This window comes from Stappia sp. WLB 29 (assembly GCF_023507705.1).
In the GTDB taxonomy this organism is placed as follows: domain Bacteria; phylum Pseudomonadota; class Alphaproteobacteria; order Rhizobiales; family Stappiaceae; genus Stappia.
Window position 1 is genome coordinate 82503 of the sequence record NZ_JALBGD010000010.1, and the last position, 22320, is coordinate 104822.

Here is a 22320-nt window from a genome sequence, read left to right on the forward strand (position 1 = left end):
GGTGAGGAAACTCTCACAAGAAAAACGAAAATAATGCACGAAAACGCGCAAAAGGGCACGATCGAGAAGACTGTGACGCTCGGTGCGCCGCAGCAAAGGCCTGTGCGCGATGCGCTGGCGCATGTGCTGGCCGAGGCGTCCGGCGCCTGCGGCGATCTCGGCACGTTCCTGCCCTACGTGGTTCTGGTGCTGGTCGCGGGGCTGGCCGCGCCCGCGCCGGTGTTTGCCGGCTTCGCGGTCGCCTACCTGATGGTGGCACTGGTCTACCGCCTGCCCATCGCCGTGCAGCCGATGAAGGCGTTCGGCGTGGCGATCCTGACCGGAGCGGTCGCCGGAGTCGAGATCGCCTGGGGCGGGGCGCTGCTCGGCGTGCTGCTGGTCGGTTTCGCCTGCACGCCGCATCTGGTACGGGCGGCGCGGGCCATTCCGCAGTCGGTGGTGACGGGCCTGCAGGCGGGCCTCGGCTTGCTGCTCGGCGCCTTGGCTTTCCGGATGATCGGCGGGCAATGGCTGCTGGGCGCGGCCGCCGTCGCCGTGCTGGCGCTCAGCTTCGTGCTGCCGCGCGGGCCCTGGGCCCTTCTGCTGGTGGTCGCCGCCGTCGCATTCGGCCCGCTGCTGGGCGACGGGCTCGCCGCTCCCGGATTGGCGCTGCTTGCCGCCGGCGGAGCGGCCGGGGCGACAGTGCAAGCGCCGTCCCTGCTCGATGCGGTGACCTTCGGCGTGCTGCCGCAACTGCCCCTGACGCTGCTCAATGCCGTCGTGGTGGCGGCGGCCGTGGCGCGGTCGCTGCACGGCGAGGCGGCGCGGCATGTCGGCGAGCGCCGGCTCGCCGCGACCTCGGGCCTCGTCAATCTGGTGATGGCGCCGCTCGGCGCCCTGCCCATGTGCCATGGCGCGGGCGGCATTTCCGGCCATCACCGCTTCGGCGCGCGGGGGATGCTCGCTCCGCTGCTGCTGGCGGGCCTGTGCGCCGCCGCCGCCCTGTCGGGCGATGCGGTGGTCGAACTGCTTGCCCGCATTCCCGCGCCGGTCGCCGGCGCATTGCTGCTTTACGCTGCCTGGGACCTTGCCTTCAGTCGCCGCCTGTTCGATGCCCGGCCCGACTGCCGGCCGGTGATCGCCGCCACGGCCCTCGGCACGTTCGGCCTCGGCGTGTTGCCGGGATTTGCCGCGGGCCTTGCCGCCGAGGCGGTGCGGGCGCGCCTGTCCGCGCGGCGGCGCGCCAGCAGGTAAACCGCCCCTATTCAGCCGTCGCGGCGGGCCTTCACCAAGGCACCGTCGCCGCCTTCCAACAGCAGGGCGCCTGTCTCGTCGATGCGCCAGCCGGTGAGCTTCGGCAGGGTGTCGAGGAACTTGCGCTCCTGGTTCATCAAGGCCGGGGCGCAGGCCATCATCGTCGAGATCGCGCGCGGGTCGATGGCGATGCGGTCGCCGTTGGTGGCAAAGCGGGTGCCGTAGCTGTTGCAGGTGGCCCGCCCGCCGAGCTGGCCGTCGGCGGCAAAGATCAGCGTCACGCGCGAATTGTCGATGATGCCGCTTCTCGAGATGTCCTCGACCACCCATTCGCCGCCGGGCAGAGTATCCATGCCCGAGGCGATATCCGGCGTCTCGACTTCCAGCGTACAGGGCGGCTGCTCCTGTCCGCGCAAGGTGAAGCTCGCTTCCAGCCCCTTGGTCCACAGCACGGTGGTGGCATCGCCGTCCGCCTCGTAGCGCACGCCGCTGGCGGCCGGCGTCTGCGTGAGGGCCAGCGTTTCATCGCCGAGCTCCAGCACCGCGCTCTCGCCGGTCTGCCGCAGCCGGCCCGCGACGTCGCCGCAGGCGAGGCTCGCGGTGACCTGGGCCGGCAGGCCGCGCGCCAGCAGCACATCGCCGGCGTCGATCTCGATCGTGCCGGCTGCATCCGCTGCGATCTCGACCGAGATCGGCACAGAGACCCAGCCCGGTCCGTCGCCGTCGGTGAGCTGCAGGCGCAGGGCATAGTTCGTGCCGGGCACGAGTTTGGCGCCCTCGGCCTTCAGGTAGAAGGGGACCGGCACCTGCCGGCCCTCCAGCTTCTGGCGATTTTCCGCAACGAGGCGCACGGTCGCCGGGTCGACCTCCGGCTGGAGCGCTGCCATTTCGCGCAGTTCCACCACCAGCTCCGCAGTGCTGCCGATGGCGATGCGCTCGCGATAGGCGGCACTGCCCGTCACCTTCACCGACCAGGCCTCGTCCTGCGCCGTGGCGGGCTGCAGCGAATAGGCCAGCGCGGTGCCGGCCAAGACCCCGGCCAAGACCCTGGCAAGGGCCAGAGTAACGAAGGCTGCCGTGGTGGGTTTGCGTGTCTGTTCCATGCCTGTCCTGCCATGCTTGCAAAGCGGCCGCACATCCTCGAACGGTGCCCGGTCGCAGCGATCCTTTCTCGGCTTAGCGGCGAAAGCGGGGCCGATGCAAGCTTTGCCGGCCGGCGGGCCGGGATCCCCACCTACGCGAACCTGCGCTTATTGTTCGCGTTTCGTGAACGATACTATGAGGAAAGGGCGGATTGTAATTGCGCCGCGTGAGGCGCACATTCGAGGTCACAGATTGCGGGCGTTCCGTCCCGCATTGAGACCTGGAGACAGTCATGTCCGCCACCACCCTCGATAGCCGGACCGGCGCGCAAGCCGACCGTTTCGACATGGCCGCAGCGCCCATGCGCGTCGGCATCGTCACGCTGGCCGTGCGCGACGGCGCGCGCGTCGCCGGTTTCTATCGCGATGTTCTGGGCCTTGAAGACCTCGGCACGGATGGCCTTGATGCGCTGCTCGGCGCCGGCGGGGTGCCGCTGCTGCGCCTGCGCGGCGATGCGGCCCTCGAGATCGCGCCGCGCTCGGAAGCGGGGCTGTTCCACACGGCCTTCCTGCTGCCGACGCGGGCGGATCTCGGCCGCTGGCTCGCCTTCGCCGCCGCGCGCGGCCTGCGCCTGCAGGGCGCCTCCGACCACAAGGTGAGCGAGGCGGTCTACCTCGCCGACCCGGAAGGCAACGGCATCGAGATCTATGCCGACCGCGCCCCGTCGGCCTGGACGGATGCGTCGGGTGCCATCGTCATGTCGACGGACCCGCTGGATGCGCCTTCGCTGCTGGGCTCGGCTGAGGGCACGCAGTGGCAAGGGGCGCCGGCCGGCACCATCGTCGGCCATGTGCACCTGCAGGTCGGGGCCACGGACAAGGCCGACGCCTTCTATGCCGGGTTGCTCGGCTTCGACATCGCCGCGCGCTATCCGGGCGCGAGCTTCTACGGCTCGGGCGGCTATCACCACCAACTGGCCGGCAACATCTGGAACAGCCGGGGCGCGGGGCCGCGAAAGGCAGGCCGCACCGGATTGGCCGAGTTGGAGATCGTCCTGCGAGATGCTGGCAGGATCGGCGCCATCGCCGACGCCGCCCGCAAGGCCGGGCTGGAACCGGCGGAGGAGGGGAGCGACGGGCTCGTCATCGCCGACCCTTGGGGCACGCGCCTGCGTCTGACCGCGGCCTGACCCAGGAGTGTCGGCGGTCGGGGCCGGTCAGGCCTTGGCGTCTCCAGCCTCCAGCTCTTCCAGCAGCCTTCGCAGCAACCCGGCCAGCGCCTCGCGCTCTGCCGGGGCAAGGTGCGCGAGATACCGCGCCTCGTTCGCCATGTCCGCGCGGAAGGCCTCTTCCGCCAGCGAGATGCCGGCCGGGGTCAGCACGACCTCGAGGCTGCGTCCGTCGCTCACCGATTTCTCGCGCGCGATAAGGCCTGCCTTCTCCAGCCTCCCGAGCCGGTGCGTCAGTCCGCCGGAGGAGATCATCAGCGTCGAGTAGAGCTCGGTCGGCGTCAGCCGATAGGGTGGGCCGGAGCGGCGCAGGGTGGAGATGACGTCGAACTCGCCGCGGTCGAGGCCGAAGCCTGCGAAGGTCTTCTCGATGCTGCTGCCTGCCAGCAGCGTCAGCCGCCGCGCCCGGCCGAGGATCGCCATCGGCTCGGTGTCGAGATCCGGCAGTTCCCGCGCCCACTGCGCCCTCAGCCTGTCGACGTGATCCGCCATGGCATTCCTCTTTCTCGCTCACTGCTGCCGCTCGAAGCCACGACCGCCGGCTCAGTCTCTCGATATCAAGATATTTATCTTGACGCAAAGGCAAATCTGCAGAAGTATCTTCACGTCGAGATAGTGAAGGAGAATTGCCATGACTGCCAGTGCCTGCACTTCTGTCCGGGCTTCTGTCGAGGAGGTCGGACGGCCCGAGATCTCGGTGCGCCGCCATCGCCCACCGGCGCCGGGCGAAAGCCCGACGGTGCGGTTCGAGGGGAAGGATTACGGCTCGCCGGTTTCGATGTTCGTCACCGACAGCGCGCCGGGGACCGGATCGCAGCTGCATATCCATCCCTATCGCGAAACCTGGGTGGTGCGGAAAGGCGAGGCGGAATTCCTGGTCGGCGGCGAGCGGCTGCGCGCCTCTGCCGGCGACATCGTCGTCGCGCCGGCCGATGTGCCGCACCGCTACCTCAATGTCGGCACGGAGCAGCTGGAGCTGGTCTGCATCCATCCGTCCGACACGATCCGCCAGCAGGATCTTTAGGAAGGAAATCACTGATGTCCTCGTCCGAAGACAAGCAGCCGGTAAAGGGGCCGGCCTCCTATTTCCCCTCCATCGAGAAAAAATACGGCCGCCCCATCGCTGAATGGAAAGCCCTGATCCGCGCCCAGCCGGGTCTCAAGCACATGGAACTGGTGGCCTGGTTGAAGGCGACGCACGGCCTCGGCCACGGCCACGCCAACGCGCTGGTTGCCCATACGCTCGCCGAGGATAAATGAGGGGAACTTGGCCAGCCCGCGATGCGTTGGCTCGACAAGAGGGGGCTTCCCCCTGAGAACAATGGTTCGCGAACTTTCGAGGCAAAACTGATGGATGCGTCGACCCTGCCGGCTCTTTTCGGGTTTCTGGCAGCCTGTTTTCTCGCGGCCCTGACCGGGGCGCTGTTCCGCCCGGGCGAGTGGTACGAGCGCCTGAAGAAGCCGTCCTGGCGCCCGCCCAACAAGCTGTTCGCCCCGGTCTGGACGGTGCTCTATGTGATGATCGGGGTGTCGGGCTGGCTGGTCTGGCGCGAGGCGGGCTTCGACGGCGCGGCTCTGCCGCTCGCCGTCTACGGCATCCAGCTGGTGCTCAACGGCGTTTGGACGCCGCTGTTCTTCGGCCTGCACCGCCCGGACCTCGGCATGATCGACATCGTGCTGGTGTGGCTGTCGATTGTGGCGACGATTCTCCTGTTTTGGCCGGTGCACATCCTCGCGGCGCTGCTGCTCGTGCCCTATCTCGCCTGGGTCACCTTCGCCGGCGCGCTGAACTTCTCGATCTGGCAGCTGAACCGGGAGGGGTGAGGCAAACGCAAATTGCCGCGCGGCGCGATGCGTCGTGCGGTGGCGGCATGATCGGATGTTCTGGGAGAGAGCGAGAGAGTGGCTCCCCGGGCCGGATTCGAACCAGCGACCAAGCGGTTAACAGCCGCTTGCTCTACCACTGAGCTACCGGGGATCACAAGTCACGCGGGGCAGATGCACCGCGTCGGTGGCAGGCGTATAGCAAACTGCGCCGCCGCTTGCCAAGTCCTTTGTCGCAAAACTTTTCCACAGTCGGGATGCCTCGCGATCCTCAGGGCGTTGGCGCGCGGGCAGGCAAGGTCGCCGTTACGGAAGGCATCCGCCGGAGCTGCCGTGCCACGCTGCTGGACGCGGGCCCCTTCGGCAGGCTATGAGTCGTCATCCTCCGGTCCTTTCTGACGGACGAAGTCCGATGAAAGGGGAAAGTCGGAATGCGGTGGGGGAGGACCCAAATCGGGCTCCCGAATCCGCAGCTGCCCCCGCAACTGTGAGCGGCGAGCCTTCCTGCATGAACCACTGGGCCATTGGGTCCGGGAAGGGCAGGGCGAGGCATTGACCCGCGAGCCAGGAGACGAGCCGGATCATCCGGGCCTTTTTCAAGGGTCCGGCCCGAAACGTCACGCGCCGTCGGGTGGACGGCAGGAGGCTAGAATGTTCCCGTTGAACGGCGCCCGCCGCTTCAGCTTTCCCGGCATATTCCGTGGCCGGAGGGCTTGTGCGTGAGTGATGCTCCCGCTGCCCGCGTATCGTCGATCACGGCCCGCACCGTGCTGGTGACGGGCGGCGCACGCTCGGGCAAGAGCCTTTATGCCGAGGGGCTGGTGCGTGCCTCGACGCGCGAGCGCATCTATGTCGCCACCTGCACGCCCTATGACGAGGAGATGCGCCAGCGCATCGACCGCCACCGCGACCAGCGTGGCGGGGGCTGGCGCACCATCGAGGAGCCGCGCGATCTGGCCGGCGTCATCGCCGCCGAGAGCACGGCGCATCGCGCCATCCTCGTCGATTGCCTGACCCTGTGGCTCAGCAACCTGATTTTCGCTGAAGCCAATCCGGAAGCGGAAACGGCCCGGCTTGCCGGGGCGCTGTGCGCAGCGCCCGGTCCGGTCGTTCTCGTCACCAACGAGGTCGGCTCGGGCATCGTTCCCGACAATGCGCTCGCCCGCCGCTTTCGCGACGAGCAGGGTCGCCTCAATCGCCGCATTGCGGAACTCGCCGATGTCGCGGTGCTCGTCGCCGCCGGCCTGCCGCTCGTTCTCAAGCCGTCCCACCTCCAGCCGGAGATTCGCCTATGACCGCCTCCACGCCCCGCACCGCCGGCAAGATCCCGGCCACCATCGTCACCGGCTTCCTGGGGGCCGGCAAGACGACGCTGCTCTCCAACCTGCTGCGCGAGGCGAAGGGCAAGCGCATCGCCCTCATCGTCAACGAGTTCGGCGACATGGGCTTCGACGGTTCGCTGGTCGACGGCTGCGCCGATCCGGACTGCGCGGCGGAAGAGGTGGTGGAACTGACCAACGGCTGCATCTGCTGCACCGTCGCCGACGACTTCCTGCCGACGATGGAAATGCTGATCGCCCGCGACGAGGCGCCTGACCACATCGTCATCGAGACCTCGGGCCTTGCCCTGCCGCAGCCGCTGGTGCGCGCCTTCTCCTGGCCGAGCGTCAAGACCCGCGTGACGGTCGATGCGGTGGTGACGGTGGTCGATGCGGCGGCCGTCGCGGAAGGCCGCGTCACGGGCGACGAGGTGGCGCTGGCCGCGCAGCGCGCCGCCGACGAGGCGCTGGACCATGACAGCCCGGTGGAGGAACTGTTCGAGGACCAACTGATCTGCGCTGACCTCGTCGTGCTGAACAAGGCCGACCTCGTCGACGCGGCGACGCTGGAGCGCGTGCGCGCCGAAGTCGCCGGACGTGTCCGCGCGGCGGTGGAGATCGTCGCGGCGGAAAAGGGCATGCTCGCCGCCGACGTGCTGCTCGGCCGGATGAGCGCCTCGGAAGAGGACATGCACGGGCGCGAGAGCCATCACGAGCATCACCACCACGACCATGACCATGATCACGACGATCACGATCACGATCATGACCACGATCACCATCATCATCACGACCACGACGACTTCGTCAGCCATGTGGTCGAGCTCGCCCCGCTCGCCTCGCTGAAGGATCTGGAGGCGCGCGTTGCCGCCGCCATGGCGGTGCCCGGCGTCCTGCGCATCAAGGGTGCGGTCGGCATCGAGGGCAAGGCGGCGCCGGCCATGGTGCAGGCGGTCGGCCCGCGCGTCGAGGCGTGGTTCGCGCGCGATGCCCGCGGCCCCGGCCGGGTCGTGGTGATCGGCCTTGCCGGCTTCGACCTTGCCCGCGTCGAGGGCCTGCTCGCCAGCGCGCTCGCGGCCTGATCCGGACGGCAGGCAAGGCGACAGGGCAGGAGACGGCATGCATATTCTCGCAGGACGGAGCGGACGCATCGACCAGGGCGACGAGGCGGTCGATCTCGGCCAGTCGCCGGCCGATGTCGTGGTGCTGTCGGCCGCCGATACGGAACTCGCCTCGCTCGCCGCCGTGGCAGCGGGGGGCGGCGGTGCGGGGCAGCCGAGCCTGCGTCTCGCCAACCTGATGGCCCTGTCGCACCCCTATTCGGTCGACATGTATGCCGATCAGACGGTGGCGGGCTCCCGCCTCGTCGTGCTGCGCCTGCTCGGCGGGGCGGAATACTGGCCCTATGGCGTCGAGCGGCTGACCGAGACGGCGCGCGGGCATGGCCTGCATCTGGCGGTGATGCCGGGCGACGACCGCTGGGACGCGGACCTTGCCGCCCGCTCCACGCTGCCGGTCGACGAGGTGATGCGCCTGTGGCGCTATCTGGCCGAAGGCGGGGCGGAGAATCTCGGCAACTTCCTGCGCTACGCCGCGCATCTGCTGGACGGGGCGGAGGAGCCCGATCCGCCGCGTCCGCTGCCGCGCGCCGGCCTGCTGCTGCCCGGCCGGGCTCGCCCGACGCTGGCCGAGCTCAAGGCGACCTGGGCCGATCCTGCCGCGCCCGTTGCCGCCATCGTCTTCTACAAGGCCTTGATGCAGAGTGCGGCGACCGCGCCGGTCGAGGCCCTGTGCGCGGCTCTGGCGGGCGAGGGCATCAACCCGCTGCCGATCTTCGTCTCCTCGCTGAAGGAGGCCGAATCCGCCTCCGTGCTGGCAGCGCTCTTTGCCGAGGCGCCGCCCGCCGTGGTGCTCAACGCCACCGCCTTCGCCGTCTCGAAGGCCGGCGAGGCCCATAGCGAAACGCCGCTCGACGCACCTAGCGTGCCGGTGCTGCAGGTGGTGTTCTCCTCGTCCTCGGAAGAGGGCTGGCGCGACGCAGACCAGGGCCTGTCGATCCGCGATCTTGCCATGCATGTGGTGATGCCGGAGGTGGACGGGCGCATTCTCACCCGCGCTGTGTCCTTCAAGGAGCAGGCGCCGCACGATCCGCTGACCCAGTCCGCGACCATGCGCTTCGTGCCGAAGCCCGATCGTGTGGCCTTCGTCGCGGCCCAGGCCGCGCGGATCGCCCGCCTCGCCGCGACCCCGGCAGCGGAGCGCAAGGTGGCGCTGATTCTGGCCAACTATCCCAACAAGGACGGGCGCCTTGCCAATGGCGTCGGCCTCGACACGCCGGCCTCCTGCGCCCGCCTGTTGCAGGCGCTTGCCGCCGAGGGCTACCGCATCGACGGCGCGCCGGATGGCTCTGCCGAGCTGATGGCGCGGATCAGCGACGGCCCGACCAACGACATCGCCGCCCGCCGCGTACGCTATGGCGGCGCGCAGCTGCCGCTCGCCGACTATGCCGCCTTCTTCGCCCGGTTGCCGCAGGCGGTGCGCGAGGCGGTCACGGCGCGCTGGGGGGAGCCGCAAGACGATCCGCATGTGGAGGAGGGGGCGTTTCGCCTCGCCGTGACGGGCTTCGGCAACGCGGTCGTCGGCATCCAGCCGGCGCGCGGCTACAACATCGATCCCAAGGCGACCTATCACGACCCGGACCTGGTGCCGCCGCACCACTATTTCGCCTTCTACATCTGGCTGAGGGAGGCATTCGGCGTCCACGCCGTGGTGCATCTGGGCAAGCACGGCAATCTCGAATGGCTGCCGGGCAAGGCGCTGGCGCTGTCGGAAGACTGCTTCCCGGAAGCGGTGCTCGGGCCGCTGCCCAACGTCTATCCCTTCATCGTCAACGATCCGGGCGAGGGGGCGCAGGCCAAGCGGCGCACCTCCGCGGTCATCGTCGATCACCTGACGCCGCCGCTGGCACGCGCCGAAAGCCACGGCGTTGCCGCCGAGCTGGAGGTGCTGCTCGACGAATATTACCTGGCGCAGGGCGTCGACCCGCGCCGGCTGAAGGCGCTGACCCGCGACATTCTCGAGGCGGCGGAGCGGCACGGCCTCGACCGCGACATCGGCCTGACCAGCGAGATGGACGAGGAGACGCGGCTTGCGCGGCTCGACGCGCATCTGTGCGACCTGAAGGAGCTGCAGATCCGCGACGGGCTGCATGTGCTGGGTGCCGCGCCGCAGGGCGATCTGCTGACCGCGCTTCTGGTTGCGCTGGTGCGGGTGCCGCGCGGCGAGGGGCCGGCGAATGAGGGCATCACCCGGGCGCTTGCCCGCGACCTGGGGCTGGAGGGCTTCGATCCGCTCGCCTGCGCCTACGAACTGCCCTTCGACGGGCCGCGCCCGGTGCTGCTCGAAGAAGTGGCAAGCAGCCCCTGGCGCAGCTGCGGCGACACGGTGGAGCGGCTGGAGCTGTTGGCAGCCCGGCTGGTGGAGGCGGGCCGCGCGCCGGCCGGCTTTGCCGCTACCGCCGCGGTGCTGGAAGAGATCGAGACCCGCATCCGCCCGGCCATCACCGCCTCGGGCGAGGCGGAAACCGCCGGCGTTCTCGCCGGTCTTGCCGGGCGCTTCGTACCGCCGGGCCCGTCCGGCGCGCCGACGCGCGGGCGCCCCGACGTGCTGCCGACGGGCCGCAACTTCTACTCCGTCGATGTGCGCGCCGTGCCGACCGAGACCTCCTGGCGCATCGGCGCGGCCAGCGCCGAGCGGCTGGTCGAGCGGCATTTCCAGGACGAGGGCGAGTATCCGGCCGCCGTCGTGCTGACCTGCTGGGGCACGGCCAACATGCGCACCGGCGGCGACGACATCGCCCAGGCGCTGGCGCTGATCGGCGCCCGGCCGAAATGGGAGGCGGGCTCGGGCCGCGTCACCGGCTTCGACATCCTGTCGTTGGCCGAGCTCGGCCGACCGCGCGTCGACGTCACGCTGCGGATTTCCGGCTTCTTCCGCGATGCCTTCCCGCATCAGGTCGACCTGTTCCAATCGGCGGTCGCCGCCATCGCCGCGCTGGAGGAGCCGGAGGACGCCAACCCGCTCGCCGCGCGCGCCCGCAAGGAAGCCGCCCGGCTGGAGGCGGACGGCCTTGCCCCGGCGCAGGCCCGCCGGCAGGCGCTCTACCGCGTCTTCGGGTCGAAGCCCGGTGCCTATGGCGCCGGCCTGCAGGCCTTGATCGACGAGCGGCTCTGGGAGGCCCGCGCGGACTTTGCCGACGCGTTCCTCGCCTGGGGCTCCTATGCCTATGGCGGTGGGGCGAAGGGCGAGGGCGCGCGCGCCAGCCTGACCGCGCGCCTGTCGCAGGTCGACGCGGTGCTGCACAACCAGGACAACCGCGAGCATGACCTGCTCGACAGCGACGACTACTACCAGTTCGAAGGCGGGCTCGCCGCGACGGTGGAAACGCTGAAGGGCACGGCGCCGAAGATCTATCACAACGACCATTCGCGCCCCGAGCGCCCGGTGATCCGCACCCTGTCGGAGGAGATCGGCCGGGTGGTGCGGGGGCGCGCCGCCAATCCGAAGTGGATCGCCGGCGTCATGCGCCACGGCTACAAGGGCGCGTTCGAGATCGCTGCGACGGTGGACTATCTCTTCGCCTTTTCCGCCACCACCAATGCGGTGGGCGACCATCACTTCGACCAGCTCTATGAGGCCTATCTGGACGACGGCGACGTCCGCGCCTTTCTGGAGACGGCCAATCCGAAGGCGCTGGAGGAAATCGAGGCGCGCTTCCGCGAGGCGGTCGAGCGCGATCTGTGGCGGCCGCGGCGCAATTCGGTGCGCGCTGCCTTGAATATTGAGAGCCCGCAGGGGCAGGAAAGGGAGACGACTTCGTGAGCGACAAGAAGGCCGAAATGAGCGAAGAGGAGCTCAACGCCCGCCACGCCGAGAAGATGCGCAAGAAGAAGGCTGCGCGCGACAAGATCATGGCGACCAAGACCATCGAGAAGGGTCTCCTGATCGTCCATACCGGCAAGGGCAAGGGCAAGTCGACGGCCGGCTTCGGCATGGTGTTCCGCTCGCTCGGCCATGGCCACAAGGTCGCCGTGGTGCAGTTCGTCAAGGGCCGCATCGAGACCGGCGAGCGCATGGCGCTGGAGCGCTTTTCCGACCTCGTCACCATCAAGCGCATGGGCGAGGGCTTTACCTGGGAGACCCAGGACCGCCAGCGCGACATCGACGCCGCCCGCGCCGCCTGGGAGGCGGCCAAGGACCTGATCCGCTCGCGCGAGCATCGCCTCGTCCTGTGCGACGAGCTGAACATCGTGCTGCGCTACGACTACCTGCCGATCGAGGAAGTCGTCGCCTTCCTGCGCGACGAGAAGCCGGAGGACGTGCATGTCGTCGTCACCGGCCGCAACGCCAAGGACGAGCTGATCGAGATCGCCGACCTCGTCACCGAGATGGAGCAGGTCAAGCACCCGTTCCGCTCCGGCGTGAAGCCGCAGGAGGGGATCGAGTTCTGATGATGGCGAGGGGAGGCGACCATGCAACTGCGTGAGGCAACGGCAGCCGAGGCAGAAGAAATCGCCGACGTGCTTCGTCGCAGCATCGTCGAGCTGTGCGGAGCCGACCACGGGGGTGATGCCGCAACCGTCGCCACGTGGACTGCCAACAAAACCGCAGAGAGCGTGCGCGACTGGATGGCCGCATCCGGTGCGGTTCGGGTCGCTGTCTCGCCGGAGGATGTCATACTGGGCGTCGGCGCCGCAGCGCCGGATGGCACGATCCTGCTCAACTATGTCGCGCCAGAGGCGCGGTTCACCGGGGTCAGCAAGGCGGTGCTTGCCGGGCTGGAGGCCTGGCTGGTCGAACGTGGCGTCACGGAGGCCAGGCTCAACAGCACGCGCACGGCGCATACCTTCTATCGCGCCCGCGGATACAGCGACGACGGTCCTGCCGTGCCGTGGCTCAAGGCGTCCGCCCAGCCCATGCGCAAGTCTCTCAGCTTGCGAATGTCGACGTAAGGATGGCATCGCGCCGCATCCCCGCCCTGATGATCCAGGGCACCGGCTCGAATGTCGGCAAGAGCCTTGTCGTGGCGGGGCTCTGCCGGCTGTTCGCCGACCGGGGGCTGAAGGTGCGGCCGTTCAAGCCGCAGAACATGTCGAACAACGCGGCCGTCACCGCCGACGGCGGCGAGATCGGCCGGGCGCAGGCGCTGCAGGCGATGGCCGCGCGCGTGCCGCTGTCGGTGCACATGAACCCGGTGCTCCTGAAGCCCGAGACGGATGTGGGGGCGCAGGTCATCGTGCAGGGCAAGCGCGCCGGCACGATGCGCGCGCGCGAATACGGCAGCCGCAAGGCCGAGCTCCTGCCGAAGGTGCTGGAGAGTTTCGACCGGCTCAGTGAGGGCGCGGACCTTGTTCTGGTGGAAGGGGCGGGCAGCCCGGCGGAGATCAACCTGCGCGCCGGCGACATCGCCAATATGGGCTTTGCCGAGGCGGTGGATATTCCCGTCGCCTTGTGCGGCGATATCGACCGCGGCGGGGTGATCGCGAGCCTCGTCGGCACCCATGCGATCCTGCCCGAGGCGGAGCGGACCCGCATCAAGGCCTTCCTGGTCAACCGCTTCCGCGGGGATGTGTCCCTGTTCGACGAGGGCGTGCGGGAGATCGCCGCGCGCACCGGATGGCGGCCGCTCGGCGTGGTGCCGTGGTTTGCCGATGCGCACCGCTTGCCGGCGGAAGATGCGCTGGCGCTGGAGGAAAGCGACGGCGACGGCTCGGTGAAGATCGCCGTGCCGGTGATCAGCCGCATCGCCAATTTCGACGATCTCGATCCGCTGCGGCTGGAGCCGGGCGTGACGCTGGAACTGGTCGGCCCGGGCCGGGCGCTGCCGGGGGATGCGGATCTGGTGCTGCTGCCGGGGTCCAAGTCGACGGTCGGGGATCTCTCCTTCTTCCGCGCGCAGGGCTGGGACATCGATCTTGCCGCCCATGTGCGGCGCGGCGGCCGCGTCATGGGCGTGTGCGGCGGCTACCAGATGCTCGGGCGCACCATCTCCGACCCCGACGGCATCGAGGGAACGCCCGGCACCGTCGACGGGCTTGGCCTCCTCGACGTCGACACCGTGCTGACGGCGGACAAGCGCCTCGTCGAGGTGACCGGTCGCCATGCGGCGAGCGGCTCGGCGCTCTCCGGCTACGAGATCCATATCGGCCGCACGCAAGGAGCCGACACCGCGCGGCCCTTCGCGCTGCTGGGCGAGGTCGGCGAGCCGGACGGCGCGGTCTCGGCGAACGGGCGCATCGCCGGCACCTATGTGCACGGGCTGTTTGCCTCCGACACGTTCCGTGCTGGCCTGCTGGCGGAACTGGGCAGCGGCTCCACCCGCGCTTACGAGGGCGAGATCGACCGCACGCTCGACGCGCTGGCCGCGCATCTGGAAGCCTCGCTCGATATCGAGGCGCTGCTGGAGATCGCCCGCGCGCGGTGAACCTACCCGCCGATGCGCCGCCATATCAGCAGCTGGTTGTTCGCCGGCATCGCAAGGTCTTCCAGCAGGGTCAGCCCCTGCGCTTGCGCCAGTTCGTCAAGCGCCTCGAAATCCCGAATGCCGCTCAGCGGGTCGCGCGCCCGCAATTGCGCGTCGAATTCGGCATTGCTCCTGGTGGTGAAGGCGCCGCCATATTTCATCGGCCCGTAGACGCAGCACAGGCCACCCGGCGCCAGCACCTCGCCGACGCGGGCAAAGAACTGCCCGACATGCGCGAAGGACATGATGTGCAGCGTGTTGGCTGTGAAGACCGCGTCGAAGGCATCGGGCGCGTCCGCCGCCGGCAGCGGCCAGGGCGGGGCGGCAACGTCGAGGGCGAGCGGCGGCGGTGTCCGTGTCGTCCCTTCTGCCTCGAGCCTCGCCGCAACCCCCTCGACGGCGCCGGGCAACTCGCTGCATTGCCAGACGAGCTGCGGCAGGGCCGCGGTCATGTGCACCGCATGCTGGCCGGTGCCGCTGCCGATCTCCAGAACGCGCCGGCAGTGCGCGAGATGGGGGCGGAGCGCTGCGAGGATCGCGTCCTTGTTGCGTTCGGCGGAGGGGGCGAAGGGAAGCATTGCGGACCTCACAGGAACAGCGGGACGAGCGCGACGGCCGCCACCGCGACGGCCTGCAGCACCATCGCCTGGCGGAACACCTTCAGCGCCCTCGAAATGTCGCCGGCACTGGCCTCGCGCCGGCCGCCTTCGTTCATGAACGGATCGTCGACCGTATAGCCGGGATAAGCGCGCGGGCCGGCCAGCGCCAGGCCCAGCACGGCAGCCATCGCCGCTTCCGGCCAGCCGGCATTGGGCGAGCGGTGCTTCGGCGCGTCCCGCCGCATCACGGCTAGGCTTTCCTTGAGGCTGCCACCGTTCAGCGGAGCGGTGAGCGCCATGGCGAGCCCGCACAGGCGCGCGGCCGGCCAGTTCACCAGATCGTCGAAGCGCGCGGAGGCCCAGCCGAAGGCCTCGTGACGCTCGGTCCGGTGGCCGATCATCGAATCCGCCGTGTTCACCGCCTTGTAGGCGATCAGCCCCGGCAGGCCGAGGAGCAGGAACCAGAAGGCCGGCGCGGTCACTCCGTCGGCGGCGTTCTCAGCGCAGGATTCGATTGCCGCGCGGGAAACGCCGGCCTCGTCGAGCTGCTGCGGATCGCGGCCGACGATCATCGCCACCGCCCGCCGCCCGCCGGCAAGCCCGTCCTCCAGCAGGCCGTCGCGCACCGCCGCCACATGTTCGTAGAGGCTCTTCTGGGCAATGAAGATCGCCGCGATCACCGCAACGCCGATCTCGCCGAAGGGCAGCGCGCGCAGGATCGCCTCGAGCAGCGCGCCGATCAGCAGCGAGCAGGCGACAAGGCTGGCGAGGAACACCGCGCCGTAGATCTTGCGCGTGCGCGGCGAGGCGGCGGGGTCGTTGAAATCCTGGTCGGCGATCTCGATCACCTTGCCGAACAGCACCACCGGATGCGGCACCGCGCCCCAAAGCCAGCGCGGATCGCCGATGAGCGCATCGAGCACCAATGCCAGCAGCAGCAGGAAGGCGGTGTCGGCAAAGAGCAGCATGGCTTCAGCGCCCGGTTGCGCCGCTGTCGGCCATGGCGCCCTGCAGTGCGGCCTCCAGCCGGGCCAGCCCTTCGCGCCCGCCGGGCAGGCCGATCCGCAGCCAGGTCGGGGCGTAGTCGAAGATGCGGGTCCAGATCCGCTGGCGGGCGAGTGCCTCGTGCAGGCCGGCCGCGTTGCGCGTGCCCGCCAGCACGAAGAGCGGCGTTCCGCCGAAGACGGAAAGTCCGTGCATCTGCAACGACATCGTCAGGTCGGCGGCTTCGTCCGCGAGCCGTGCCATCATTGCCCGGCGCCAGGCATAATTGCCGAGCGCCTGCGTGCCGGTCTCGATTGCGGGGCCGGAGACGGCCCAGCTCTCCAGCCGCTCGCAAAGCGCGGCGACAATGGTCTCGGGTCCCGCGGCAAAACCGAGGCGCAGCCCGGCAAGGCCGTAGAACTTGCCGAAGGAGCGCAGCACCAGTGCCGGGAGCCCGGCCAGATGCGGCAGCGCGCTGGCGCCCGGCACGCAGTCGGCGAACGCCTCGTCGACGACCAGCATGCCGCCGCGTTCCGCCAACTGCCCGGCCATGTGGCGCAGGCTCGAGGGGTCGACCAGCCGGCCGTCGGGGTTGTTCGGGTTGACGATCACCAGCACCTTGACCTCGGGCGCCAGCTCGGCATGCGGCGAGGTTATCTCGCAGACCCGCCGTCCGGCGCGGCGCCAGCTATCCCCGTGGCTGCCATAGGTCGGCCCGGCAATGGCGACGTCGCCCTGGGGCAGCACATGCGGCAGCAAGGCGATCAGCGCCTGCGTGCCGGGCGCGGCGGCGAGTTTCAGGTGAGCGGGCACCTCATAGGCCCTGCGCGCGGCGGCAAGCAGCCGGTCGAGCGCACCCTGCGAGGGCAGGTCCTGCCAGCAGCGGGCGGGCAAGGCAGGCACGGGATAGGCATACGGATTGATGCCGGTCGACAGGTCCAGCCAGTCCTCGGCAAGCCCGCCATACCGGGCCATCGCGCCGCCCAGATCGCCGCCATGCTTCATGCCCTGATCCTCCGGTGAATGGTCCTGTTGTTGCCGTCTGCATGACAGATAGACCACGGGGAACGCGACAGGAAAAACGAAAATGCAGCCGCGAGAAGAGATTGCGCTGGCGGAGCGGTCTTGATGCGCGGGACAAGCACGCGCCATCGCCATTCGCAGAGGCGGGCGGCAGCTATATCGGGGAAGGAAGGGAGGGTGCTGGAGGCCTCGCCCGGAATCGAACCGGGGTGCACGGATTTGCAATCCGCTGCGTCACCACTCCGCCACGAGGCCAGCGGGCAGACTTATCAATCACATGCGAACGCAGGTCAAGCGGTGTTCGACGTTTCCCCGGACTGCCTGTCGAAAATCGTCGGGCAGCCCGCGACAGCGCCGCGCCGGCGCTGTTTTGTCCACAGGGGAGGGTGAGGGGTGCTCACTCCGCCAGACTGCGATTGCGGGACGCACATTCGGCGGCGTCCTCACCTCGGATGGGAATGATGTCCAGCGTTGCCGGTGAGACGGCCTGCCCCTTTCGCCGCATCTCCTGGCCGATCAGTATCAGCGCTTGCTCCAGGTTTTGGTCAAACAGGCAGCGATTGATTTCGGTCGACAGCGTGATCTGCCGATTGGTTCTGCTTATCATGGTTTCTCCCGGTTTTTTTGGCGGCGCGCGGCCGTCCGGAACTGGCCAGCATGTTTAGCCGTCCAAAACGAAAGATTGCAGAAGTCGATTTGACAATCTTTGTGCGAATTGCAAACTCGCAGTGGTCGCTGACGGCGGTGCCGGGAGGAAAGTGTGGCGGGAACATCCTGCAAGGACAGGCCCGAAGCGGAGCTTTCGGTGTTGGATCGCAAGTTGGTCGGCCTCCTGACGGAAGACGCCCGCCGATCCCATACCGAGCTTGCGGCGCGCCTCGGCGTCTCGCGGACGACGGTCAAGAACCGCATCGACCGGTTGATGGACCTCGGCGTCATCGAGCGTTTCACGATAAAGCTGGCCGGAAGCGAAGAGAGGAAGCTGCGCGGCGACGCTTCGTTCTTCCACATGAAGCTGCGTCGCCCATTCTGTAAGAGTGTGCATGATGCAGTTCGCGGCTGGCCCGAACTGATAGGTGCCTGGTCCATCGCCGGTAGCACCGACATGACGCTGCTCGTCCAGTGCGAGGGGCTGGAGCGTATCGAGGAGTTGCGGGAACAACTGGCTCGCCATCCGGAGGTGGAGCTTGTCTGGACCGCCATGGTCCTGCGGCAATGGACATTGAAGTCGTCTAGGAACCGGGACTACGAGCCCGGCGAGGGACCCGACCGCCTCGACTTCCGCTTGTTGGAAATGGCCGGCATGAGCGGGGCAGGACAGGTCGAGAGCGACGAGGGGAAGGTCCGGTAGTCTCGTGAAACCGCATCGACGTCGGCCAGCCGATCCGCTGAGCTGATTTCGGCAGACAAACCGGGCGGATCGCTCCGCCCGGTGCTGTGTCGGCTGGCCCTGGCTCAGCCCTTGTGATGCACCTGTTGCAGCCCGTAGACCGGCGTCGGGATGCCTTCCATCCGCGCCTTCAACTGCAGCGACAGGAACTGCGAGTAGTGGCGCGACTGGTGCAGGTTGCCGCCGTGGAACCACAGCGCTTCCTGCTGCGTCGGCTTCCACATGTTGCGCTGCTCGCCCTCCCAGGGGCCGGGATCCTTCGGCGTGTCGGAGCCGAGCCCCCAGACCTTGCCGACCTTGTCGGCGGTCTGCTGGTCGATCAGGTCGGCGACCCAGCCGTTCATCGAGCCGTAGCCGGTGGCGTAGACGATCACGTCGGCCGGGATCTCCACGCCGGTGTCGAGCTTGACGGAATTCTCGGTAATCTCCTCCACCTGGCCGGCCGCCAGCTTGATCTTGCCGTCGATGATCAGCTGCGAGGCGCCGATATCGATGTAGTAACCCGAGCCGCGCCGCAGGTACTTCATGAAAAGCCCCGAGCCGTCGGCGCCGAAGTCGAGCCGGAAGCCGGCCTTTTCCAGCGCCGCATAGAAGTCGGCGTCGATCTCGCGGATCTTGTCGTAGATCGGCTTCTGGAACGTGTGCAGGATCCGGTAGGGGAGCGAGGCGAAGATCAGGTCCGCCTTCGCCGTGGTCATGCCGTTCGCCACCGCCTGCTCGGAATAAAGCGCGCCGAGGCCGTGTTCCATAAGTGGATCGGAGCGGACGATATGGGTGGTCGAGCGCTGGACCATGGTCACGTCGACGCCGGCCTCGTAGAGCGCGGCGCAGATGTCATGGGCCGAGTTGTTCGAGCCGATGACGACGACCTTCTTGCCCTTGTACCCGTCGGGGCCGGGATGTTTCGATGAGTGGTGCTGCTCGCCGGCAAAGCGGTCCGCGCCCTTGAACTGCGGGATGTTGGCCTTGCCCGACATGCCGGTCGCGAAGACGAGCTGCTTCGGCCGCAGCACCACCTCCTCGCCGTCCCGGTCGACCGTGACGACCCATTCCTTGTTGGCCTCGTCCCATTTCGCCGAGCGGGCGGTGGAGCGGGTCCAGTAGTTCAGCTCCATCACCTTGGTGTACATTTCCAGCCAGTCGCCGATCTTGTCCTTTGGCGCGAAGACCGGCCAGTTCTTCGGGAAATCGATATAGGGCAGGTGGTCGTACCAGACCGGATCGTGCAGGCAGAGCGACTTGTAGCGCTTGCGCCAGGAATCGCCCGGCCGGTCGTTGCGCTCGACGATGATCGTCGGCACGCCGAGCTGCCGCAGCCTTGCGCCGAGCGCGATGCCGCCCTGGCCGCCGCCGATGATCACCACATAGGGCTGCTTCGTGTAGCCGAGCGTCGCGGCCTCTTCCTCGCGCTCCTCCTTCCAGGTCTTGCCGCCGGGATTGACTCCGTGCCTGGCGCCGAGCGGCCGGCTGAAGCCGGCCTTTTCCTCGTGGCCCTTCAGCTCGACCATGGTGGTCAGCAGCGTCCAGATCAGCCCGTCCTTGAGGCGGATCAGGCCGTAGCCGCGCGCCACCGCCGTCTCGAAGGTGATCCAGGCCTGGGTCACGCCGTCGGCCTCGCTGGCCTCCTCGCCCTCGGCCACCTGCCAGGAAGTCGGCTTTGTCAGGGCAAGCTGCGCCTCCAGCATGTCGCGGACCTCGCCGCGTCCCTCCACGGTCTTGATGTTCCAAGTGAAGGTGACGAGGTCGCGCCAGTAGCACTCCTCGGCGAACATGTTGACGGCCTCGTCGATCCGGCCCGCCTCCAGGGCCCCGCCGAACCGGTCGAGAAAGGCCTGCACGCGGGCCGTCGGTGTCTTGTCGAGCATATGGTCTCCTCCCGTTGCTCAGATGCCCGGGGACGGATCTGCGCTCGCCCGGTAGCGTTGAGATGGCAAACCGCGTGCCAAGCGGTGCGGGCAAAAGAACGCTTTTCGTTCAAGGACTTGGGCGCGCCTGTTGCGCACCCCTGTTGCAGCGTCGCGCAACAGGCCTGCAACACCTGTCGCAGCCGGTGCAACAGGCCGGCGCAGATCACCCTGCGCGGGTTCCGCCGCGCTTCAGCCAGCGATGCACGGTGGAGCGGTTGACGCCGAGCCGGCGCGCCAATGCCGAGACATTGCCGCCGCAGGCAGCGAGCTCGCGCAAGAGGTCGTCCGGGCGCGCAGGCCCGTCATCGCTGCGGGTCTCTGCCGGCGGCAGCGGCGAGGGAGCCGGGCGGAAGGCCTGTCCGGCGCCCGGCCGGACGATCTGCTCGGGCAGGGACTCGGCATCGATCCTATCCCCGTCCGACAGCGCGGCGGCGACTTTCAGGGCGTTGTGCAGTTCCCGCAGGTTGCCGGGCCAGGAATGGGCGCGCAGCGCCATGCGCGCGCCGGGCGACAGGCGAGGGCTTCGGCCGGTCTCGGCGGCGATGCGGCCCAGCATGCGTTCGGCGAGGGTATCGAAGTCCAGCCGCTCGCGCAGGGGCGGCAGGGTGAAGGTGGCGGCGTTGAGCCGGTAGTAGAGGTCTTCGCGGAACCGGCCCTCCGCCACCAGTCGGCCGAGATCCCGGTGCGAGGCGGAAATGAGCTTCAGCCGAACGGGCCGCGTCTTCAACGCGCCGACGGGCTGCACCTCGCCCTCCGACAGGACGCGCAGGAGGCGGCTTTGCAGCGAGAGCGGCATGTCGCCGATCTCGTCGAGAAACAGCGTGCCGCCGGCCGCCGCCTCGATCAGGCCGGTCTTGCCGCGCGGGGCCGCGCCCGTGAAGGCGCCCGGCGCATAGCCGAACAGCTCGGACTCGATCAGATGCTCCGGGATCGCCGCGCAGTTCACGGCCACGAAGGGACCGGGGCGCTCGCGGCTCTCGTGGATGGCGCGGGCAAGATATTCCTTGCCCGTCCCGGTCTCGCCGTGGATCAGGATCGGGATGTCGAGCCCGGCCAGCCGGGACACCCGCGCCAGCAGTGCCTCCATGCGTGGGTCGCCGAAACTCAAGGTGGAGAGCGCGCCCGGCAGGCGCGGGCGCGCGGTCGCCGGCCCGCGCGGCTGCACCACCGGCGCGATGGAACTGGCGAAGAAGGCCGAGCCGTCTCGCGCCCGCAGCACCCGTTCCCGGTCTGCGCCGCCGCGCATGTAGCGGGGCAGGTCGTCGATATCGATCTCGAAGAACCGGTCGATCCGCTCGCCGATCAGATCGCGCGCGGTGAAGGCGGTCAGGTTCATCGCCCGCGCCAGCGCGTTGAAGCCGCCATGGGTGATGCCGGTGACGCGGCCCGTTCCGTCGAGCGAGAGCGCCGCGTCCGGGTCGACGTCGAGAAAGTCCGGCAGGCGCGACAGCCGCAGCACCCAGTCGTTGCGGGTGCGCGAGATCAGGTTGGCAAGCTCGATCCGCCGCGCGGTGGCGGCGACCAGATGCAGCGCCAGCTGCTGGCTGGCCTTGGCGGTGGGCGAGCGCAGCTGCGAGATATCCAGCACGGCGGTGAGGTCGCCGAGCGTGTCGTAGATCGGCGCGGCGGTGCAGGTCAGGCCGATATGGCTGCTGTCGAAATGGTCGTCCTGATGAATGACCACCGGCTTGCCGGAGACGATGCAGGCGCCCACCGCGCAGGTGCCGGCGCGGTTTTCCGACCATTCGGAGCCGAGATAGAGCCCGGCCTTGCGCAGCTGGTTGTCGAAGGTCGGGTCGCCCATAAACTCGACCGTGACGCCGCGCGCATCCGAAAGCAGCAGCACGTATTTCTGTTCGGCGACCTGATCGAACAGCGTCTCCAGACCGCTGCGGCCGATGCGGATAAGTTCCTCCGCCTGCTCGCGGTGCTCGCGCAGCGTCGTCTCCGGAACGATATAGGCTTCCTGCGCCTGCGCCGGGTCGAGCCGATAGTCGTTGACGCAGCGCAGCCACGACTGGACGACGGGCATATCTCGTCCGCTCGCCCCGCCCATGGCGACGCGCTCGATCTCCCTGATGTGCGACAGGGCCGACACCATGGCTATTTCCTCCCGCCGCGATGCTCGCATGGCCGGGCGCGCCCCACAAGGCGGGATCGGGGAGTAGTGCCAAAGGAGGAGGAGGGAGGCGCGCGGATATCCGCTCC

At 68.8% G+C, this 22320-nt stretch carries 20 protein-coding genes, 2 tRNA genes and 1 riboswitch; of the genes, 12 read left to right on the forward strand and 10 right to left on the reverse strand.

The window, feature by feature from the left end:
• Positions 1–33 precede the first annotated feature (33 nt).
• Complete coding sequence (locus MNI96_RS17845; protein ID WP_249695337.1) at positions 34–1233, forward strand: molybdate transporter family protein; 1200 nt, start codon at positions 34–36, stop codon at positions 1231–1233.
• A gap of 11 nt (positions 1234–1244) precedes the next feature.
• Here the strand turns inward: MNI96_RS17845 and MNI96_RS17850 are convergent, their stop codons facing one another.
• A complete protein-coding gene (locus MNI96_RS17850) occupies positions 1245–2336 on the reverse strand; it encodes an META domain-containing protein (protein ID WP_249695339.1) in 1092 nt (363 codons plus the stop codon).
• Between the two features lie 272 nt (positions 2337–2608).
• On the opposite strand from MNI96_RS17850, the gene MNI96_RS17855 reads away from it, so the two are divergent.
• Positions 2609–3505, forward strand: coding sequence for a VOC family protein (locus tag MNI96_RS17855; RefSeq protein WP_249695341.1), 897 nt, complete (start codon positions 2609–2611; stop codon positions 3503–3505).
• 27 nt (positions 3506–3532) lie between these two features.
• On the opposite strand, the gene MNI96_RS17860 is transcribed toward MNI96_RS17855, so the two are convergent.
• The gene (locus MNI96_RS17860; RefSeq protein ID WP_249695343.1) at positions 3533–4036 is read right to left on the reverse strand and encodes a MarR family winged helix-turn-helix transcriptional regulator; all 504 of its coding nucleotides are present in this window, start codon (positions 4034–4036) and stop codon (positions 3533–3535) included.
• A gap of 139 nt (positions 4037–4175) precedes the next feature.
• Here MNI96_RS17860 and MNI96_RS17865 point away from each other — a divergent pair, with 139 nt between their 5' ends.
• The 3 genes from MNI96_RS17865 to MNI96_RS17875 all read left to right on the forward strand — a co-directional run bounded on the left by MNI96_RS17865 (position 4176) and on the right by MNI96_RS17875 (position 5368).
• Positions 4176–4568 (forward strand): cupin domain-containing protein, encoded by a 393-nt coding sequence (locus MNI96_RS17865; protein WP_249695345.1) that lies wholly within the window; start codon positions 4176–4178, stop codon positions 4566–4568.
• A 14-nt stretch (positions 4569–4582) separates the two neighbouring features.
• A complete protein-coding gene (locus MNI96_RS17870; protein WP_249695347.1) occupies positions 4583–4804 on the forward strand; it encodes a DUF4287 domain-containing protein in 222 nt (73 codons plus the stop codon).
• 90 nt (positions 4805–4894) lie between these two features.
• Positions 4895–5368, forward strand: a complete 474-nt coding sequence (locus tag MNI96_RS17875; RefSeq protein WP_249695348.1) for a TspO/MBR family protein — start codon at positions 4895–4897, stop codon at positions 5366–5368.
• Between the two features lie 79 nt (positions 5369–5447).
• Here MNI96_RS17875 and MNI96_RS17880 read toward each other — a convergent pair.
• Positions 5448–5522 (reverse strand) — tRNA-Asn (locus MNI96_RS17880).
• A 215-nt stretch (positions 5523–5737) separates the two neighbouring features.
• A riboswitch (cobalamin riboswitch) is annotated at positions 5738–5963 on the forward strand.
• A gap of 124 nt (positions 5964–6087) precedes the next feature.
• Between MNI96_RS17880 and cobU the strand changes: the two genes are divergently transcribed.
• The 6 genes from cobU to MNI96_RS17910 are packed head-to-tail and all read left to right on the forward strand — an operon-like array spanning position 6088 to position 14170.
• Positions 6088–6663, forward strand: coding sequence for a bifunctional adenosylcobinamide kinase/adenosylcobinamide-phosphate guanylyltransferase (gene cobU / locus MNI96_RS17885; protein ID WP_249695349.1), 576 nt, complete (start codon positions 6088–6090; stop codon positions 6661–6663).
• Positions 6660–7769: a cobalamin biosynthesis protein CobW gene (gene cobW / locus MNI96_RS17890; protein ID WP_249695350.1), complete on the forward strand. Its 1110-nt coding sequence runs from the start codon at positions 6660–6662 to the stop codon at positions 7767–7769. Before cobU ends, cobW begins: the two co-directional genes overlap by 4 nt.
• Positions 7770–7806: 37 nt before the next feature.
• Entirely contained in the window at positions 7807–11568 is a 3762-nt protein-coding gene (cobN, locus tag MNI96_RS17895; protein WP_249695351.1) for a cobaltochelatase subunit CobN, read from the forward strand.
• 17 nt (positions 11569–11585) lie between these two features.
• Entirely contained in the window at positions 11586–12197 is a 612-nt protein-coding gene (cobO, locus tag MNI96_RS17900) for a cob(I)yrinic acid a,c-diamide adenosyltransferase (protein WP_158196361.1), read from the forward strand.
• A 21-nt stretch (positions 12198–12218) separates the two neighbouring features.
• The gene (locus tag MNI96_RS17905) at positions 12219–12698 is read left to right on the forward strand and encodes a GNAT family N-acetyltransferase (protein WP_249695352.1); all 480 of its coding nucleotides are present in this window, start codon (positions 12219–12221) and stop codon (positions 12696–12698) included.
• A 2-nt stretch (positions 12699–12700) separates the two neighbouring features.
• Positions 12701–14170, forward strand: a complete 1470-nt coding sequence (locus MNI96_RS17910) for a cobyric acid synthase (RefSeq protein WP_249695353.1) — start codon at positions 12701–12703, stop codon at positions 14168–14170.
• Between the two features lie 2 nt (positions 14171–14172).
• Here MNI96_RS17910 and MNI96_RS17915 read toward each other — a convergent pair whose 3' ends face one another.
• From MNI96_RS17915 to MNI96_RS17935, 5 genes are all read right to left on the reverse strand, one after another.
• Entirely contained in the window at positions 14173–14787 is a 615-nt protein-coding gene (locus MNI96_RS17915; RefSeq protein WP_249695354.1) for a DUF938 domain-containing protein, read from the reverse strand.
• Positions 14788–14795: 8 nt separating this feature from the next.
• Entirely contained in the window at positions 14796–15776 is a 981-nt protein-coding gene (gene cbiB, locus MNI96_RS17920) for an adenosylcobinamide-phosphate synthase CbiB (RefSeq protein ID WP_249695356.1), read from the reverse strand.
• Positions 15777–15780: 4 nt separating this feature from the next.
• Positions 15781–16797 carry a threonine-phosphate decarboxylase CobD gene (gene cobD / locus MNI96_RS17925; protein ID WP_249695358.1) on the reverse strand — a complete coding sequence of 339 codons (1017 nt, stop codon included), beginning with the start codon at positions 16795–16797 and terminating at the stop codon, positions 15781–15783.
• Positions 16798–16996: 199 nt separating this feature from the next.
• Positions 16997–17070 (reverse strand) — tRNA-Cys (locus MNI96_RS17930).
• Positions 17071–17212: 142 nt separating this feature from the next.
• Positions 17213–17422 (reverse strand): hypothetical protein, encoded by a 210-nt coding sequence (locus MNI96_RS17935; RefSeq protein WP_249695360.1) that lies wholly within the window; start codon positions 17420–17422, stop codon positions 17213–17215.
• Between the two features lie 153 nt (positions 17423–17575).
• Between MNI96_RS17935 and MNI96_RS17940 the strand changes: the two genes are divergently transcribed.
• Positions 17576–18166: an Lrp/AsnC family transcriptional regulator gene (locus tag MNI96_RS17940; protein ID WP_249695362.1), complete on the forward strand. Its 591-nt coding sequence runs from the start codon at positions 17576–17578 to the stop codon at positions 18164–18166.
• A gap of 104 nt (positions 18167–18270) precedes the next feature.
• Here MNI96_RS17940 and MNI96_RS17945 read toward each other — a convergent pair whose 3' ends face one another.
• Both MNI96_RS17945 and MNI96_RS17950 read right to left on the reverse strand, forming a co-directional pair.
• A complete protein-coding gene (locus MNI96_RS17945) occupies positions 18271–20070 on the reverse strand; it encodes an NAD(P)/FAD-dependent oxidoreductase (RefSeq protein WP_249695364.1) in 1800 nt (599 codons plus the stop codon).
• A gap of 205 nt (positions 20071–20275) precedes the next feature.
• The gene (locus MNI96_RS17950) at positions 20276–22213 is read right to left on the reverse strand and encodes a sigma-54-dependent Fis family transcriptional regulator (protein WP_249695366.1); all 1938 of its coding nucleotides are present in this window, start codon (positions 22211–22213) and stop codon (positions 20276–20278) included.
• Between the last annotated feature and the right edge of the window lie 107 nt (positions 22214–22320).

Excerpts from the sequence above, each read along its gene's own strand:
- MNI96_RS17845 (WP_249695337.1), top strand. The coding sequence starts at position 34 with ATGCACGAAAACGCGCAAAAGGGCACGATCGAGAAGACTGTGACGCTC.
- MNI96_RS17850 (WP_249695339.1), bottom strand. The coding sequence starts at position 2,336 with ATGGAACAGACACGCAAACCCACCACGGCAGCCTTCGTTACTCTGGCC.
- MNI96_RS17855 (WP_249695341.1), top strand. The coding sequence starts at position 2,609 with ATGTCCGCCACCACCCTCGATAGCCGGACCGGCGCGCAAGCCGACCGT.
- MNI96_RS17860 (WP_249695343.1), bottom strand. The coding sequence starts at position 4,036 with ATGGCGGATCACGTCGACAGGCTGAGGGCGCAGTGGGCGCGGGAACTG.
- MNI96_RS17865 (WP_249695345.1), top strand. The coding sequence starts at position 4,176 with ATGACTGCCAGTGCCTGCACTTCTGTCCGGGCTTCTGTCGAGGAGGTC.
- MNI96_RS17870 (WP_249695347.1), top strand. The coding sequence starts at position 4,583 with ATGTCCTCGTCCGAAGACAAGCAGCCGGTAAAGGGGCCGGCCTCCTAT.
- MNI96_RS17875 (WP_249695348.1), top strand. The coding sequence starts at position 4,895 with ATGGATGCGTCGACCCTGCCGGCTCTTTTCGGGTTTCTGGCAGCCTGT.
- cobW (WP_249695350.1), top strand. The coding sequence starts at position 6,660 with ATGACCGCCTCCACGCCCCGCACCGCCGGCAAGATCCCGGCCACCATC.
- cobN (WP_249695351.1), top strand. The coding sequence starts at position 7,807 with ATGCATATTCTCGCAGGACGGAGCGGACGCATCGACCAGGGCGACGAG.
- cobO (WP_158196361.1), top strand. The coding sequence starts at position 11,586 with ATGAGCGAAGAGGAGCTCAACGCCCGCCACGCCGAGAAGATGCGCAAG.
- MNI96_RS17905 (WP_249695352.1), top strand. The coding sequence starts at position 12,219 with ATGCAACTGCGTGAGGCAACGGCAGCCGAGGCAGAAGAAATCGCCGAC.
- MNI96_RS17910 (WP_249695353.1), top strand. The coding sequence starts at position 12,701 with ATGGCATCGCGCCGCATCCCCGCCCTGATGATCCAGGGCACCGGCTCG.
- MNI96_RS17915 (WP_249695354.1), bottom strand. The coding sequence starts at position 14,787 with ATGCTTCCCTTCGCCCCCTCCGCCGAACGCAACAAGGACGCGATCCTC.
- cbiB (WP_249695356.1), bottom strand. The coding sequence starts at position 15,776 with ATGCTGCTCTTTGCCGACACCGCCTTCCTGCTGCTGCTGGCATTGGTG.
- cobD (WP_249695358.1), bottom strand. The coding sequence starts at position 16,797 with ATGAAGCATGGCGGCGATCTGGGCGGCGCGATGGCCCGGTATGGCGGG.
- MNI96_RS17935 (WP_249695360.1), bottom strand. The coding sequence starts at position 17,422 with ATGATAAGCAGAACCAATCGGCAGATCACGCTGTCGACCGAAATCAAT.
- MNI96_RS17945 (WP_249695364.1), bottom strand. The coding sequence starts at position 20,070 with ATGCTCGACAAGACACCGACGGCCCGCGTGCAGGCCTTTCTCGACCGG.
- MNI96_RS17950 (WP_249695366.1), bottom strand. The coding sequence starts at position 22,213 with ATGGTGTCGGCCCTGTCGCACATCAGGGAGATCGAGCGCGTCGCCATG.